The organism is Paraburkholderia fungorum (assembly GCF_900099835.1).
Classification (GTDB): domain Bacteria; phylum Pseudomonadota; class Gammaproteobacteria; order Burkholderiales; family Burkholderiaceae; genus Paraburkholderia; species Paraburkholderia fungorum_A.
In genome coordinates this window covers 2,092,070-2,107,830 of record NZ_FNKP01000002.1, presented here as the reverse complement: position 1 = coordinate 2,107,830, position 15,761 = coordinate 2,092,070, and the positions used below count along the sequence as shown (strand labels likewise).

Here is a 15,761-nt window from a genome sequence, read left to right as displayed (position 1 = left end):
TGCTGCGGTCGCATGGCGGACAGCAGGCGCATAATCCCGTTCAGACGATGCATGCGAATCAGGCCGTACTCGCCATAGCCACCCGCCGTGGAGTTGATCATGCAAGCCAAGAACGAAGAAGCGGTCACGCACTTGCTGAACGATGTCGTCGAATTTGCGCGCGGGCGGCTGCCCGAGCCGACCTTCAACGTCGTCGAGCCCTTTCTGCGGCACTACTACGATTTCGTCGATGCCGACGATCTGCAAAGCCGCTCCATCGCCGATCTTTACGGCGCGGCGCTCGCGCACTGGCAAACCGCGCAGCGCTTCGTGCCCGGCGCGCAACGGTTGCGCGTGTATAACCCGATCCTCGAACAGCACGGCTGGCATTCCGATCACACGGTGATCGAGATCGTCAACGACGACATGCCGTTTCTGGTCGATTCCGTGTCGATGGCGGTCAACGGTCAAGGACTCGCGCTGCATTCGGTCGTGCATCCGGTGTTCCGCATCTGGCGCGGTGTGGACGGCAGTATCGAGCGCGTCAGTCAGGGCTCCGAAGATGCCGCCGACACGCGCTCGCATCTGACATCGTTTATTCATTTCGAAGTGGATCGTTGCGGCGACGCCGCAAAGCTCGACGCGTTGCGCGACGACATCGCGAAGGTGCTGGGCGACGTGCGCGCGGCAGTGGAGGACTGGCCGAAGATCGTCGAACTAGCGCGCGCGACCAGCAGGAACATGAAGGCCGCCGAAGCGGGGCCGGATGGCGTGGAAGCACGCGCCTTCCTCGAATGGATGGTGGCCGATCATTTCACCTTTCTCGGCCAGCGCGACTACGATCTCGTGCAGCACGACGGCGGCTATGGATTGCGCGCGGTGCCCGGCTCCGGGCTCGGCATTCTGCGCGACGCGTTGCGTCCCACCGGAGCAACCGAGGTCACCGCGTTGCCGCCCGCCGCGGCTCAGGTGATCGCGAGCGCGTCGCCGATCTTTCTCACCAAGGCCAACGCGCGGGCTACCGTGCACCGGCCCGGCTATCTGGATTACGTCGGCATCAAGCTGACCGGCGCGGACGGCAAGGTGACCGGCGAACGGCGCTTCATCGGGCTCTATACGTCCACCGCGTATTTCGTGTCGGCGGCGGAAATTCCGATCGTGCGGCGCAAATGCGCAAATATCGTGAGACGGGCTGGTTTCCTGCCAAAAGGTCATCTGGCGAAATCGCTGGTGACCGTGCTCGAAACCTATCCGCGAGACGAACTGTTTCAGGCCGACGAAGATCAGCTCTACGACATCGCGCTAGGGGTGCTGCGTTTGCAGGAGCATCAGCGCACGCGCCTGTTCGTGCGGCGCGATCGTTTCGACCGCTTCGTGTCGTGTCTCGTGTTCGTGCCGCGCGACAAGTACAACACCGATCTGCGGCAACGTATCGCTAATCTTCTCGCCGACGCGTTCAACGGAGAGAGCGTCGAGTTCACGCCGCTGCTGTCGGAATCGACGCTCGCGCGCATCCACTTCGTCGTGCATGCGAAGCCTGGCGGCATGCCCGATGTCGATACGCGCGAACTCGAAGCGCGACTCGTGCAGGTGTCGCGCCGCTGGCAGGACGATCTCGCTGACGCGTTGCTCGATTCGTATGGCGAAGAACACGGCAACCGGCTTCTGCAACTTTATGGCGACTCGTTTCCCGCCGGATATCGCGACGATTATCCGGCTCGCACGGCGGTGCGCGATATCGAATTGATCGAACGCGTGCAGGGCAGCGAGCGGCTCGCAATGAACCTGTATCGCCCGATCGAATCGGGACCGCGTGCGTTCCGCTTCAAGGTGTATCGCACGGGTTCGCCGATCGCGCTGTCGCGCAGTTTGCCGATGCTCGAACATCTCGGTGTACGGGTCGACGAAGAACGGCCGTATCTGATCGAAGCGCAGGATGCAACGCCTGCGTGGATTCACGACTTCGGCCTCGAACTCGCGGACGATGCAGAGTTCGACATAGAGCGCGTCAAGGATCTGTTCGAGGAAGCGTTCGAGCAGGTGTGGACCGGCGCAATTGAAAGCGACGATTTCAACCGCCTCGTCTTGCGCGCGCAACTGAATGCGCGCGAGGTGACGATCCTGCGCGCGTATGCGAAGTATTTGCGGCAGGTCGGATCGACCTTCAGCGATGCGTATATCGAGCGTGCGGTGACCGGCAACCCGGCAATTGCGCGGATGCTGGTCGAACTGTTTATCGCACGCTTCGATCCGGTGTTCGGCGACACACGCGAGGCACGCGTGGACGGCTGGCTGCATACGATCGACAGCGCACTCGATCAGGTGCCCAATCTCGACGAGGACCGCATCCTGCGGCAGTTCCTCGGCGTCATCAAGGCGACCAAGCGCACGAATTACTATCGCTACGATGCAGAGGGTCATCCGAAGCCGTATCTGTCGTTCAAGTTCGATCCGTCGCAAGTGCCCGGTTTGCCCGAACCCAAACCGATGTTCGAGATATGGGTGTATTCACCGCGCGTCGAGGGCGTGCATCTGCGCGGCGGACGTGTCGCGCGTGGCGGATTGCGCTGGTCGGACCGGCGCGAAGATTTCCGCACGGAAGTGCTCGGCCTGATGAAAGCGCAGATGGTGAAGAACGTGGTGATCGTGCCGGTCGGCTCGAAGGGCGGCTTCGTCGTGAAGAATCCGCCGCCGCAAAGCGAGCGCGATGCGTGGATGCGCGAAGGCGTCGCGTGCTATCAGACGTTCCTGCGCGGACTGCTCGATCTGACCGACAACCTCGCGGGCACGACCGTCGTGCCGCCGCCCGACGTGGTGCGGCATGATCCCGACGATCCCTACCTCGTGGTCGCCGCCGACAAAGGCACGGCCACCTTCTCCGACTACGCGAACGCGATTTCGCAGGAATACGGTTTCTGGCTCGACGATGCGTTTGCGTCGGGCGGCTCGGTCGGTTACGACCACAAGAAAATGGCGATTACCGCGCGCGGCGCGTGGGAATCGGTCAAGCGGCACTTTCGCGAAATGAGCGTCGACACGCAGACGATGGACTTCACCGTGGTCGGCGTGGGCGATATGTCGGGCGACGTATTCGGCAACGGCATGCTGTTGTCGCCGCATATCAAACTCGTGGCCGCGTTTGATCACCGGCATATTTTTCTCGATCCGAATCCCGATCCTGCAGTGAGCCTTGCCGAGCGTGCGCGGCTTTTCAATCTCGATCGATCGAGTTGGGCCGATTACGATCCGTCGCTGATCTCGGCGGGCGGCGGCGTGTTTCCGCGCAGCGCAAAGACGATTCCGTTATCGCCCGCGGTGCAGGCCGTGCTCGGCATCGGCACACCTGCGCTCGCGCCGGCGGAGTTGATGCGTGCGATTTTGCAGGCGCCGGTCGATCTGCTCTATAACGGCGGCATCGGTACTTATGTGAAAGCGAGCCGCGAGACGCATCTGCAAGTCGGCGACCGAGCGAACGATGCGATCCGTGTCAATGGCGCCGATCTGCGCTGCAAGGTGGTGGCCGAAGGCGGCAATCTCGGTTTGACGCAACACGGGCGCATTGAATTCGCGCAGCGCGGCGGCCGCATCAATACCGATGCAATCGATAACTCCGCGGGCGTCGATTGCTCGGACCACGAAGTGAACATCAAGATTCTGCTCGGGCTGGTCGTCGCCGATGGAGAAATGACCGGGAAACAGCGCAATGTACTGCTCGCCGAAATGACCGACGAAGTCGGGCTGCTCGTGTTGCAGGACAACTACTACCAGACTCAGGCGCTGTCGATTGCGGGCCGCTATGGTGTCGAATTGCTCGATGCCGAAGCGCGGCTGATGCGCTATCTCGAACGCGCGGGACGCCTGAATCGTGTGATCGAATTCCTGCCGACCGATGACGAAGTCGCCGAACGTCAGGCGGCAAAGCAAGGCCTGACGACGCCCGAACGCGCGGTGCTGCTCGCGTACAGCAAGATGTGGCTGTACGACGCGCTGCTCGACTCGTCGATGCCGGAAGACCCGCTCGTTAGCGACACGCTGGTCGAGTACTTCCCGAAGCCGCTGCGGCAGCGTTTCAGTGAGCCGATGCAACGTCACCCGTTGCGCCGCGAAATTCTCGCGACGCACCTGACGAATGCGCTGGTGAATCGCGTGGGTTGCGAGTTCGTGCATCGGCTGATGGAGGAAACCGATGCGCAGCCGGGCGATATTGTTCGCGCCTGCATCATGGCGCGCGACGTGTTCGATCTCGACGACGTATGGCGCAGCATCGACGCGCTCGACAATCGCGTCGCCGACGATGTGCAGGCGCGCATGTTCGTCGAAGTCGCGCGGCTGGTCGAGCGCTCGGCGCTGTGGTTCCTGCGGCAATTGCAGTCGGGCGCGGTCGGCGACGATGTAGCGGGCCTGCTCGCGCGATGCCGCGATGCCGCGCAACGTCTTGCACCGCAATGGCCCGCGCTTTTGCCGGCCGCCGATCTGGAGGTGTTGTCCGAGCGTCAACGTGTGCTTGCCGATGCCGGCGTAGACAGCGAACTCGCGGTACGGATCGCGAGCGGCGAGATATCGGCGGCATTGCTCGATATTGCCGAAGTGGCATCGACTTGCGGGCGTAGTCTCGAACTCGTCGCGGGCGTGTATTTCGAGCTTGGCACATTGCTGAATTACAGCTGGATCAGCGAGCGCGCAGCCGCATTGCCCGCGCCCACGCATTGGGACATGCTGGCGCGCGCGTCGGCGTTGGCCGAACTCGCGCGGCTGAAACGCGCGCTGACCACGAGCGCCCTCGCCGATGCCGACGATGCTTCGACACCCGATGCACTGGTCGAAGCGTGGCGCGAAAAACGTGCCGCGCAACTCGAACGCTATGCGCGCTTGCTGGCCGATTTGCGCGCGACGGGAGGCGCGAGTCTGTCGATGCTGCTGGTGATCGTGCGGGAGATGGCGGTGCTCGAACGAGCCTGAAGCAAGTGCGCGGGGAGGCGCGGCTCAGCTTATGGGCAAGAAGATGCGTGCGATGCGTACAACGGCCGGGTTGGACGCATCGCGTTCGGCGTGCCCATAATACGGGTTCCTGCTAACCGAAAGCATTTTGCAAACTCCCGGACACCCTCCCGACGATGAAAGAAGAATCGCCGAAAGCCATTTTCTATGCGCTCGCCGCCAACCTCGGTATCGCCATCTGCAAGTTCGCGGCGGCTGCATTCACCGGCTCCGGTTCGATGTTCGCCGAGGCGATCCACTCGACCGCCGATTGCGGTAATCAACTGCTCCTGCTGTTCGGTCTGCGTGAAGCGCGCAAGCCGGCGAGTCCGCTGCATCCGATGGGCAGCGGGCGCGAAATCAACTTCTATTCGCTGCTGGTTGCGTTGTTGCTGTTCTTTGTCGGCGGCGCGTTTTCAGTGTATGAGGGCGTGCATCGGCTATTCGCTCGCGAGCCGTTGCAGTATGCGTATGTGGCGTTAGCGGTGCTGGGCGTTTCGGTGGTGCTCGAGGCGTTGTCGCTGTGGGGCGCCATCAAGGAAATCCGCAAGACGCATCCGGATAAAAGCATGTGGCGCTGGTTTCGCGAAACGCGCGAGTCGGAACTGCTGGTCGTGGCGGGCGAAGATATCGCCGCACTGGCGGGCCTCGCGATTGCGTTCGTCGCGGTGCTGCTCACGATGATCACCGGCAATTCCGTGTATGACGCGCTGGGTTCGATCGGCGTCGGTCTTCTGCTGATGTTGATTGCGTGGCTGGTGGCGCGAGAAGTGAAGTCGATGATCGTCGGCGAATCGGCAAGCCCGGAAGTGCGCAGCGCGATTGAAGCGCATTTGCGCGCACGCACGGAGATTCGCGGCATCATCAATATGATTACGCTGCAGTGGGGGCGTCACGTGGTGGTGGCGGTTCAGGCGGAGATGATCGACTACGCGAGCGGCCGCGCGATGATTGATGCGATCAATGTGATCGAAGCGGATTTGCAGGCTACGTTTCCGCAGGTGCGGTGGGTGTTTTTCGAGCCCGATGTGCCGCGCGTTTGAATTGGTCGACGCTGGCGGATTCCGAAGTGGCTCCCGCTCAGCGTCGTTCATTCAATCTGGCGCGGCCGGTTATTTAAAGCCGGTCACCGCATGCGGCACGTAGAGTTCTTCCAGCTTGCGGATTTCTTCATCGCTCAGCTTCAACGAAAGCGCGGCCACTGCATCGTCCAGATGATGCAATTTGGTCGCGCCGACAATGGGCGACGTAATCGGCTTCTTTTGCAATACCCACGCTAGTGCGACCTGCGCACGCGGCACGCTACGCTCCTTCGCGATCTCGCTGACCCGTTCAACAATCTGACGATCCGCGTCCTCGGTATGGGCGTAAAGCGTGCGGCCGAATTCGTCGGTTTCGGAACGCGCGCTTTCGGTGTTCCAGTCGCGCGTCAAACGTCCGCGAGCAAGCGGACTCCACGGAATCACGCCGATACCTTCGCTTTCGCACAGCGGCAGCATCTCACGCTCTTCCTCGCGATATAGCAGGTTCACATAGTTCTGCATCGTCACGAAGCGCGTCCAGCCGTTGCGCTCGGCGACGTGCAGCGCTTTGGAGAACTGCCATGCATACATCGACGACGCACCGATATAACGGGCCTTGCCGGCCCGCACGACATCGTGCAGCGCCTCCATGGTCTCTTCGATCGGCGTGGTGTAATCCCAGCGATGGATCTGGTACAGGTCGACATAATCCGTACCGAGACGCTTCAGGCTCTGATCGATTTCCGACAGGATCGCCTTGCGCGACAGCCCCGCGCCGTTCGGTCCAGCATGCATGCGGCCATGCACTTTGGTGGCCAGCACGATCTCATCGCGCTTCGCAAAGTCCTTCAACGCGCGGCCGACAATCTCTTCACTGGTGCCGTCCGAATAGACATTGGCAGTGTCGAAAAAATTGATGCCATGATCGAGCGCCTGCTTGATGAAGGGACGCGAGGCTTCGTCGTCGAGCGACCAGGGATGCGTGCCGCGCGCGGGCACGCCGTAGCTCATGCAACCGAGACAAAGACGCGATACGTCGAGGCCAGTGCGGCCGAGTTTCACATAGTCCATCGTGGTGCTCCTGTTGAGAACTGCACAAAGGCGGTGCGTACTGCGGATTGTCGATTATAGGGAAACGCTGTGAATCGCGTCGTGAGCCGGTTGATTAACGGAGCGGCGAGATTCGCATGCAAAACGGGAAATGGTGCGCAACGGCGTGGCAAATAATTTCTTCGCACCTATACTTCTTTCGGTTTGAAAGCAGCACTCTTTCCCAACCTGCATCACAAGCAAAGAGGAAGATCATGATGCTGACTCGCTCACTCGGTGTTTTCTGCGCCACAGCGCTCGCGGCTTGCGCGGCTTTTTCTTCAGGACCGGCCAGTGCCGACGACAACGACGGTTTCTCGCGCGGCAACGGCGATTCGCATGGGCAGCCCGTCAAGGTAATGATTATTTCGATGTTCGGCCCGGAAGGACAAGTGTGGCTCGACCGCCTCGGGCCATGGCGCGAAATCACCGTGGACGGACTGTCGCCGGATTATCCGACCGTCCACTGCAACAAGCAGGAAGTCTGCGTGATGACCACCGGCATGGGCCATACCAACGCCGCTGCCTCGATCATGGCGCTGACGTTTTCGCCGGTGTTCGATTTACGGCATACGTACTTCATGGTGGCGGGCATCGCTGGGATCGATCCGCAGCAGGGCACGGTGGGGTCAGCCGCGTGGGCGAACTATCTGGTCGACTTCGGGATTCAGTGGGAAATAGATGGACGCGAGATTCCGTCGAACTGGAATACAGGCTATCTGGGCATCAACACGACGAGCCCTACGGACAAGCCGCCACTCGACTATCGCACCGAAGTGTTCCAGTTGAATACGCGTCTGGCCAATACCGCATTTGCGTTGTCTCACAGCGTGACATTATCCGATGACGCGCAGGCGCAGGCCGCGCGGGCAAAATACTCTTATGCGCCGGCCAATCGTCCACCAACGGTGATTCAATGCGACACGCTGGCTGGCGATACGTGGTGGTCGGGCACCTTGCTGGGTCAGCGAGCACGCGACTGGACAAAAATTCTGACCGACGGAAAAGGCGTTTATTGCACGACGCAGCAGGAAGATAACGCAACCTACGAGGCGCTAAAACGCGCGGCGTCGGTGCATAAGGTCGATTTGAATCGCGTTGCGGTGCTGCGGGCCGGTTCCGATTTCGACCGCCCCTACGATGGACAGACCAGCTCGGACAATCTGCTCAACTATGCCGCGCAAGGCGGCTTCACGATCGCGATCGAAAACCTGTTCCGCACCGGCAATCCGCTGGTGCAGGACATTACAACTCATTGGAGCGATTGGCGCGAAGGCGTGCCGAAACGTTGAGCGGCGAGTCATCACGGCTTCTTGATAGCAAATGTGCCCGCAGCAAAAACCCTGCGGGCACATAGGTACAACAACACCTGCCGAATTTCGCGCTCAATGTTGCGGTGCGCGGTACGGCGTCCATACCGGGATATCGCTATCCCAGTCATCCAGTTCGGATGGCGTCATGATGTGCTCCTTTTTGAAGAGTGCATGAATGGCGCCGCAATGATTATTTCTTTTGGAAACCGAATCATTGTGGCGTCGTCGCTTGACTGCATTTTATTGACCGTTGGCGACGCGCGTGACGTCGCCGCTATTGCCTTCCTGCAAAGCAATTCGTGCAGCCTGCGTTTGACCGATCAGGCCTTTGTTCGGGTACGACGTGCGATTCAGCGAAGGCAGCGAGCCGTCGCGATACGCTTCGACGATTTCGGCTTTGACTTCAGCGCGAGTCTTCACGGTCGTGCTCGGCGTAGGCGCCGTTTCGTAAGTACCTGCACGGCCAATTCCGCCGCCACCTTGTGCAAATGCCGGTGCGCTGATGATCAGCGAAAGAGCCAGGCCAGCTAAGAGATTGCGTTTCATGATCCACTCCTGTCGATTCGTTTGCAGCACGTGAGGTGCCGCGACAGGGTGAAATGTAGACTTTGACGCCGAGCGGATAAATCGCGGAATCGCGAAATGAATTGTCGCGAATCCGGAACAATGATGGAAATAGCCTTTAAAACCGGGCCAAACGCAGCATTAGAGCCGCGGTTGGAATTCACTGTTCCAGATTCTGTACTTCTATTCGAAAAGACTTCAGGGACTTATGCAACCCATTCGGTAATCACCGGCGTATCGAGCATCGGCGCGGACTCGCGTTCTTCGAAAGTACGTTTCGTGCAGGTTGCGTCGAGGCTGCCGCGTCCGCTGAGCAATGGGCAGCGGTCGAACAACTCCGCGATCCAGTCTACGAAAACACGGACTTTCGGCGACAGATGGCGACTGTGTGGATAGACCGCAGAAATGGGCATCGGCAGCGGTTTCAGTTCCGGCAACACTTCGACCAGCTGACCCGAACGCAAATGCGGCAGCACCATGAAGAGCGCCGGCTGAATCAGGCCGAAGCCCTCCACGCCGCAAGTCACATAGGCGTCTGCATCGTTCACCGACACGATGCTCTTCATCTTCACTTCAACCTCTTTGCCTTCCACCATAAAGGCCCAGTCGATCGTCCGGCCTGTGCGGCTCGAGAAGTAATTGACCGCTTTGTGATTCTCCAGGTCTTCGAGTGAGGTCGGTATGCCGGCGCGTTCGATGTAGTCCGGCGCCGCGCAGGTCACGCCTTCGAACAGGCCGATACGCCGCGCCACCAGCGACGAATCCTGTAGCGCGCCGACGCGCACCACGCAGTCCACGCCTTCCTGCAACAGATCCACCGGCCGGTCCGACAAGCCGAGTTGCAGATCGATATCCGGGTAGCGCGTGTGGAATTCACACAGCGAAGGAATCACCAGCAGGCGGCCAATCGACCCCGGCATATCGATGCGCAGCTTGCCGTGCGGCTTCTTATTGCCGCTCTGAAAACTGGCTTCGGTCTCTTCGACGTCCGCGAGGATGCGCACGCAGCGTTCGTAATAAGCGGCGCCGTCCGGTGTCAGCGACAAACGCCGCGTGGTCCGGTGCATCAGACGCGTGCCAAGGAACGCTTCGAGATTCTGAATGATCGTGGTGACGGATGCGCGCGGCAGGTCGAGCGTTTCTGCTGCACGGGTAAAGCTATTGGTGTCGACGACGCGCGTGAACACTTGCATGGCCTGAAGCCGGTCCATTGCAAACCTCCAGAAAGGGGCGGGCGCATCGGGCGGAATGAGAATCCGCAGAGCAATCACACTCGATTGTTCAGAGGCGCCGAATTGTGATGACGGATTATAGGCATTTATTTAAGGCTCTGCCGAACCCACAATTCGCACCATTGAAGTTCTATGCGCATTGCGCGGCTCGACATGGATGCATTTAAACCGCCGTACTCCTTTGTGCCCGCCGACGGCGGGTTGTCAGAGGCTGATGACACGGCTCTCGACGTCACTGACGTGCAGATTGAAGGGCACGCGCAGGACATTACGTTGCGTTTGTACCGGCAGGCAAAGAAAACCGCACTGCCTGTACTGCTTTATTTCCACGGCGGCGGCTTCACCAAGGGCTCGATCGATCAGGCCGACTATGCCGCGCGCTATTTCGCAGAACACTTACCGGCATTAGTCGTGTCGGTGGGTTATTCGCTTGCGCCGCAGTTTCCGTTTCCGGCCGCGCCGGAGGACGCACATCGCGCTGCATTGTGGGTGCAGACGCGCGCCCGTGCCTTTGGCGGCAATAGCCGGAAGGTTGGCGTAGCGGGCCACGACGCGGGCGGGCAACTGGCTAACTGCCTCGCTTTTATCGCGCGAGATCGCGGCGATGTGCAGATTTCTGCGCAAGCGTTATTCGGCCCAATGCTCGATCCGAGCCTCACACGTCTCGGCGACGAAAAGCGTTTGGGCTCGGATATCACCGCAAAAGAGTGCGCGGCGTGTTATCGCGCGTATCTGCCGCAAGCGTCGCAACGCATGCATCCGTATGCCGCTCCGCTCGAGTCGGCGCGGCTTGCGGGCTTGCCCGCCACGCTGATCGCGACGGCGCAAAACGACGTGCTGCATGTGGAAGCGGAGAAATACGCGAGCAGTCTGATCGACGCGGGTGTGCTGACCCAGGTGGTCCGCTATCCGAGCGTTTCGCACGCTGCGCTCGCCGATCATCCGCCCGCTTTGCAGGAAGCGGTGCGCTTTTTTCAGTGGCGATTCGACGCGCGCGCCCATCGCTGAAACCGACATAAACAGAAATTCAATCAACGATACCGGGAGCTTCTCATGACTATCCTTCCTCTTTCCCGTCGCCGTGTGGCGATTGCCGCGCTAGCCGTGGTCGTCGTGGCCGGGCTGGGCACCTTTGGCGCGATTCGCGTCGATGCAAGCTCGCCTGCCGCACCGACCATCGTGCCCGAAGTCGATGTGGCCACCGTGGTGCAGAAAACCATCACCGACTGGCAGAGCTATTCGGGCCGTCTCGAAGCGGTCGAAAAAGTGGACGTTCGTTCGCAGGTGCCGGGCACGATCGTCTCGGTCAACTTCAAGGACGGCGCGCTGGTGAAGAAGGGCGACACGCTGTTCGTGATCGACCCGCGTCCGTATGCCGCCGAAGTGGATCGCGCCGAAGCGCAACTCGCTGCCGCACAAGCGCGCACCGGTTATACGCAGAGCGACTGGGAGCGCGCGCAACGATTGATCGCCGATAACGCCATCGCCAAACGGGATTACGACGAGAAGCAGAACGCCGCCCGCGAGGCGAGCGCGAACCTGAAGGCCGCACAGGCCGCGGTCGAAACCGCGCGCATCAATCTTGGCTACACGAAGATTGTCGCGCCGGTTGCGGGCCGCGTGTCGCGCGCGGAAATCACGGTGGGCAACGTGGTCTCGGCAGGGGCGAACTCGACGCCGTTGACCACGCTCGTGTCGGTATCGCCGATCTACGCATCGTTCGACGCGGACGAACAAACGTATCTGCAATACCTGAGCCGCGCGAAAGACGGCAGCAAGGTGCCGGTCGAACTCGGTCTCGCGGACGAAAGCGGTTACTCGCGCAGCGGCACGATCGAGTCGGTGGATAACCGTCTCGATACGTCGTCGGGCACGATCCGCGTGCGCGCGCGTTTCGACAACGAAGACGGAGCGTTGATTCCCGGCCTCTATGCACGGGTGAAAGTGGGCGGCAGCGCGCCGCATGCTGCACTGTTGATCGACGACGCAGCGGTCGGCACCGATCAGGACAAGAAGTTCGTGCTGGTGGTCGATCAGAACAATCACGTCGTGTATCGCGAAGTGGCCGTGGGCGACATGCAGGGCAATCTTCGCGTCGTGAAGGGCGGGCTGAAGGCCTCCGACCGGATCGTCGTCAACGGTATTCAGCGCGTGCGTCCGGGCGATGCGGTGCGCGCCCATATGGTGCCGATGACAGCCGATCAGGACCCCGACAGCGCGCCGCTCGCGCAAACGCAAACGCCAGCGCCAGCGTCGAAAACAACGCAGCCACAGACTGACGCGCAAACGCAGTCGCGCACCAAAGCAGCGGGCAAGAACTCGTGAGCCTCGTGCGCCGCGCGCATCGATCGCGCGCGGCGCATGCTCCAACCGCATGCTTCAACGTTAAGAGCTTCCCATGAACATATCCAAATTCTTCATCGATCGGCCGATCTTTGCTGGCGTGTTGTCGGTATTGATCCTGCTCGGGGGCATCATTTCGCTCTTCAAGCTGCCTATCTCGGAGTACCCGGAAGTTGTGCCGCCTTCGGTGGTCGTGCACGCGCAATATCCGGGCGCGAATCCGAAAGTGATTGCAGAAGCGGTCGCTTCGCCGCTCGAAGAGCAGATCAACGGCGTCGAGAACATGCTGTATATGCAGTCGCAAGCGAATAGCGACGGCAATCTCACGCTCACGGTGACCTTCAAGCTCGGCACGAACCCCGACCTCGCGACGCAACTCGTGCAGAACCGCGTCAATCAGGCGTTGCCGCGTTTGCCGGAAGACGTACAGCGGCTCGGCGTCACGACCATCAAAAGCTCGCCTACGCTGACGATGGTGGTCCACCTGATTTCGCCGAATAACCGCTACGACATGACGTATCTGCGCAACTACGCGCTGCTGAACGTCAAGGACCGGCTTGCGCGGATTCAGGGCGTCGGCGAAGTGCAGTTGTGGGGTTCGGGCGATTACGCGATGCGTGTCTGGCTCGATCCGCAGAAAGTCGCGCAACGCAACCTGACCGCGACGGAAGTGGTTAACGCGATTCGCGAGCAGAACATTCAGGTGGCGGCCGGTGTGATCGGCGGCTCGCCTTCGGTGCCGGGCACGCAGTTGCAACTGTCAGTGAATGCGCGCGGCCGTCTGAAGACCGAAGGCGAATTCGGCGATATCGTCGTCAAGACTGCACCTGATGGCGCGGTGACTTATCTGCGTGACATCGCGCGGATCGAACTCGCGGCTTCGGAATATGGGCTGCGTTCGCTGCTCGACAACAAACCGGCCGTGGCGCTCGCAATCAACCAGGCGCCGGGTGCGAACTCGCTGGCAATTTCGGATCAGGTGCGCGAAGCGATGAAGGAGTTGTCGGCGGACATGCCCGCTGGCGTCGAATACCGCATCGTCTATGACCCGACGCAGTTTGTGCGCTCAAGTATCGAAGCGGTCGTGCATACGTTGCTCGAAGCGATTGCGCTGGTCGTGATCGTCGTGATCGTGTTCCTGCAAACGTGGCGCGCGTCGATCATTCCGTTGATCGCGGTGCCGGTGTCGATTGTCGGGACGTTCTCGCTGCTGCTCGCGTTTGGCTTCTCGATTAACGCGTTGTCGTTGTTCGGCATGGTGCTTGCCATCGGGATCGTGGTGGACGATGCGATCGTGGTGGTGGAAAACGTCGAGCGGAATATCGAAAACGGGCTGAGTGCGCGCGACGCGACGTATAAAGCGATGCAGGAAGTGAGCGGGCCGATCATCGCCATTGCGTTGACGCTGGTTGCCGTGTTCGTGCCGCTCGCGTTCATGACGGGTCTGACGGGGCAGTTCTACAAGCAGTTCGCGATGACCATCGCGATCTCGACGGTGATCTCGGCATTCAACTCGCTGACGTTGTCGCCCGCATTGTCCGCACTGCTGTTGCGCGGTCACGGCGCGAAGGAAGACGTCGTGACACGTGCGATGAACCGCGTGCTCGGCGGCTTCTTCAAGCGCTTCAACAAGGTGTTTCATCGTGGCTCGCAGGCTTATGGACGCGGCGTCACTGGCGTATTGCGCCGTAAAGGCGCGATGCTCGCGGTCTACGCGATCCTGCTCGGCGCAACGGTGCTGATGTCGCGTCTCGTGCCCGGCGGCTTCGTGCCGGCGCAGGACAAGGAGTATCTGATTGCCTTCGCGCAGTTGCCGAATGGTGCAACGCTCGATCGTACCGAGAAGGTGATTCGCGACATGAGCGCGATTGCGCTGAAGCAACCGGGCGTGGAAAGCGCGGTGGAGTTTCCAGGTCTGTCGGTGAACGGCTTCACGAATAGTTCGAGCGCGGGGGTGGTGTTCGTCAAGCTCAAGCCATTCGCGGATCGTCACGGCAAGGCACTGTCGGCTGGTGCAATTGCGGGTGCGTTGAATCAGCAATACGGCGCGATCAAGGACTCGTTTGTCGCGGTGTTTCCGCCCCCGCCGGTGCTCGGTCTCGGCACGCTCGGCGGTTTCAAGATGCAACTGGAGGACCACGGCGCGCTCGGTTACGCGGAGTTGAACAAGGCCGCCGAAGCCTTCGTGAAGCGCGCAGCGCAAACGCCTGAACTCGGCCCGACCTTCTCCAGCTATCAGATCAACGTGCCGCAACTGAACGTGGACCTGGATCGTGTGAAGGCGAAGCAACTCGGTGTGCCGGTCACGGACGTGTTCGACACGATGCAGATTTACCTCGGTTCGCTGTACGTGAACGACTTCAACCGCTTCGGCCGTGTGTATCAGGTGCGAGTGCAGGCGGACGCGCCGTTCCGTCAGCGTGCGGACGACATCCTGCAACTGAAGACGCGCAATGCTGCTGGCGATATGGTTCCGCTGTCGTCGCTGGTGACAGTCACACCGACCTACGGTCCAGAAATGGTGGTGCGTTACAACGGCTACACCGCCGCGGATATCAACGGTGGACCCGCTCCGGGCTTCTCGTCGGGACAGGCGCAGGCTGCCGCCGAGCGTGTCGCGGCGGAAGTGTTGCCGCGTGGCGTGAAGCTCGAATGGACCGACCTGACGTATCAGCAGCTTCTTGCCGGCAACGCAGGCATGTGGGTGTTCCCGATCAGCGTACTGCTCGTGTTCCTCGTGCTCGCCGCGCTGTATGAAAGCCTGACGCTGCCGCTCGCCGTGATCCTGATCGTGCCGATGAGCGTGTTGTCCGCGCTGACGGGCGTGTGGCTGCTCGGTGGCGACAACAACATCTTCACGCAGATCGGTTTGATGGTGCTGGTGGGCTTGTCGGCGAAGAACGCGATCCTGATCGTCGAGTTCGCTCGCGAGCTGGAGCATGACGGACACACGCCGCTGTCGGCGGCCATCGAGGCGAGCCGTCTGCGTCTGCGGCCTATTCTGATGACGTCGATCGCATTCATCATGGGCGTGGTGCCGCTGGTGTTGTCGACCGGAGCCGGTTCGGAAATGCGTCACGCGATGGGGATTGCGGTGTTCTTCGGCATGCTCGGCGTCACGCTGTTCGGGCTGATGCTGACGCCTGTGTTCTATGTGGTGCTGCGCACGCTCGCTGGCGGGACGATTCACGTCGCGCAGAAAGATTCGCCGCACTATGGCGCGCCGGTGACGGACGCGTGAG

General features: G+C 60.9%; 9 protein-coding genes. 6 read left to right on the top strand and 3 right to left on the bottom strand.

Features of this window, described 5'->3' with window-relative positions; all coding sequences use genetic code 11:
* Nucleotides 1-99 precede the first annotated feature (99 nt).
* Together BLS41_RS25160 and BLS41_RS25155 are read left to right on the top strand one after the other, a co-directional pair.
* Nucleotides 100-4,938: an NAD-glutamate dehydrogenase gene (locus tag BLS41_RS25160; protein WP_074769759.1), complete on the top strand. Its 4,839-nt coding sequence runs from the start codon at nucleotides 100-102 to the stop codon at nucleotides 4,936-4,938.
* 155 nt (nucleotides 4,939-5,093) lie between these two features.
* Nucleotides 5,094-5,999 (top strand): cation diffusion facilitator family transporter, encoded by a 906-nt coding sequence (locus tag BLS41_RS25155; RefSeq protein ID WP_074769757.1) that lies wholly within the window; start codon nucleotides 5,094-5,096, stop codon nucleotides 5,997-5,999.
* Between the two features lie 69 nt (nucleotides 6,000-6,068).
* Here BLS41_RS25155 and BLS41_RS25150 read toward each other — a convergent pair whose 3' ends face one another.
* Complete coding sequence (locus BLS41_RS25150) at nucleotides 6,069-7,049, bottom strand: aldo/keto reductase (RefSeq protein WP_074769755.1); 981 nt, start codon at nucleotides 7,047-7,049, stop codon at nucleotides 6,069-6,071.
* Nucleotides 7,050-7,285: 236 nt separating this feature from the next.
* Here BLS41_RS25150 and BLS41_RS25145 point away from each other — a divergent pair, with 236 nt between their 5' ends.
* Nucleotides 7,286-8,359 (top strand): purine-nucleoside phosphorylase, encoded by a 1,074-nt coding sequence (locus BLS41_RS25145; RefSeq protein ID WP_074769753.1) that lies wholly within the window; start codon nucleotides 7,286-7,288, stop codon nucleotides 8,357-8,359.
* A gap of 261 nt (nucleotides 8,360-8,620) precedes the next feature.
* Here the strand turns inward: BLS41_RS25145 and BLS41_RS25140 are convergent, their stop codons facing one another.
* Together BLS41_RS25140 and BLS41_RS25135 are read right to left on the bottom strand one after the other, a co-directional pair.
* The gene (locus tag BLS41_RS25140; protein WP_074769751.1) at nucleotides 8,621-8,926 is read right to left on the bottom strand and encodes a DUF4148 domain-containing protein; all 306 of its coding nucleotides are present in this window, start codon (nucleotides 8,924-8,926) and stop codon (nucleotides 8,621-8,623) included.
* 224 nt (nucleotides 8,927-9,150) lie between these two features.
* A complete protein-coding gene (locus BLS41_RS25135; RefSeq protein ID WP_074769749.1) occupies nucleotides 9,151-10,155 on the bottom strand; it encodes a LysR family transcriptional regulator in 1,005 nt (334 codons plus the stop codon).
* A 174-nt stretch (nucleotides 10,156-10,329) separates the two neighbouring features.
* Between BLS41_RS25135 and BLS41_RS25130 the strand changes: the two genes are divergently transcribed.
* From BLS41_RS25130 to BLS41_RS25120, 3 genes are all read left to right on the top strand, one after another.
* Nucleotides 10,330-11,184: an alpha/beta hydrolase gene (locus tag BLS41_RS25130; protein WP_074771172.1), complete on the top strand. Its 855-nt coding sequence runs from the start codon at nucleotides 10,330-10,332 to the stop codon at nucleotides 11,182-11,184.
* A 45-nt stretch (nucleotides 11,185-11,229) separates the two neighbouring features.
* Nucleotides 11,230-12,501, top strand: a complete 1,272-nt coding sequence (locus BLS41_RS25125; protein WP_074769747.1) for an efflux RND transporter periplasmic adaptor subunit — start codon at nucleotides 11,230-11,232, stop codon at nucleotides 12,499-12,501.
* Nucleotides 12,502-12,574: 73 nt separating this feature from the next.
* On the top strand, nucleotides 12,575-15,760 hold the full coding sequence (locus tag BLS41_RS25120; protein WP_074769745.1) for an efflux RND transporter permease subunit: 3,186 nt from the start codon (nucleotides 12,575-12,577) through the stop codon (nucleotides 15,758-15,760).
* Nucleotide 15,761: the final 1 nt, after the last annotated feature.

Bases quoted from the DNA above. Each gene is read 5' to 3' on its own strand.
- BLS41_RS25125 (WP_074769747.1), top strand. From the start codon at position 11,230: ATGACTATCCTTCCTCTTTCCCGTCGCCGTGTGGCGATTGCCGCGCTA.
- BLS41_RS25140 (WP_074769751.1), bottom strand. From the start codon at position 8,926: ATGAAACGCAATCTCTTAGCTGGCCTGGCTCTTTCGCTGATCATCAGC.
- BLS41_RS25160 (WP_074769759.1), top strand. From the start codon at position 100: ATGCAAGCCAAGAACGAAGAAGCGGTCACGCACTTGCTGAACGATGTC.
- BLS41_RS25135 (WP_074769749.1), bottom strand. From the start codon at position 10,155: ATGGACCGGCTTCAGGCCATGCAAGTGTTCACGCGCGTCGTCGACACC.
- BLS41_RS25120 (WP_074769745.1), top strand. From the start codon at position 12,575: ATGAACATATCCAAATTCTTCATCGATCGGCCGATCTTTGCTGGCGTG.
- BLS41_RS25150 (WP_074769755.1), bottom strand. From the start codon at position 7,049: ATGGACTATGTGAAACTCGGCCGCACTGGCCTCGACGTATCGCGTCTT.
- BLS41_RS25130 (WP_074771172.1), top strand. From the start codon at position 10,330: ATGGATGCATTTAAACCGCCGTACTCCTTTGTGCCCGCCGACGGCGGG.
- BLS41_RS25155 (WP_074769757.1), top strand. From the start codon at position 5,094: ATGAAAGAAGAATCGCCGAAAGCCATTTTCTATGCGCTCGCCGCCAAC.
- BLS41_RS25145 (WP_074769753.1), top strand. From the start codon at position 7,286: ATGCTGACTCGCTCACTCGGTGTTTTCTGCGCCACAGCGCTCGCGGCT.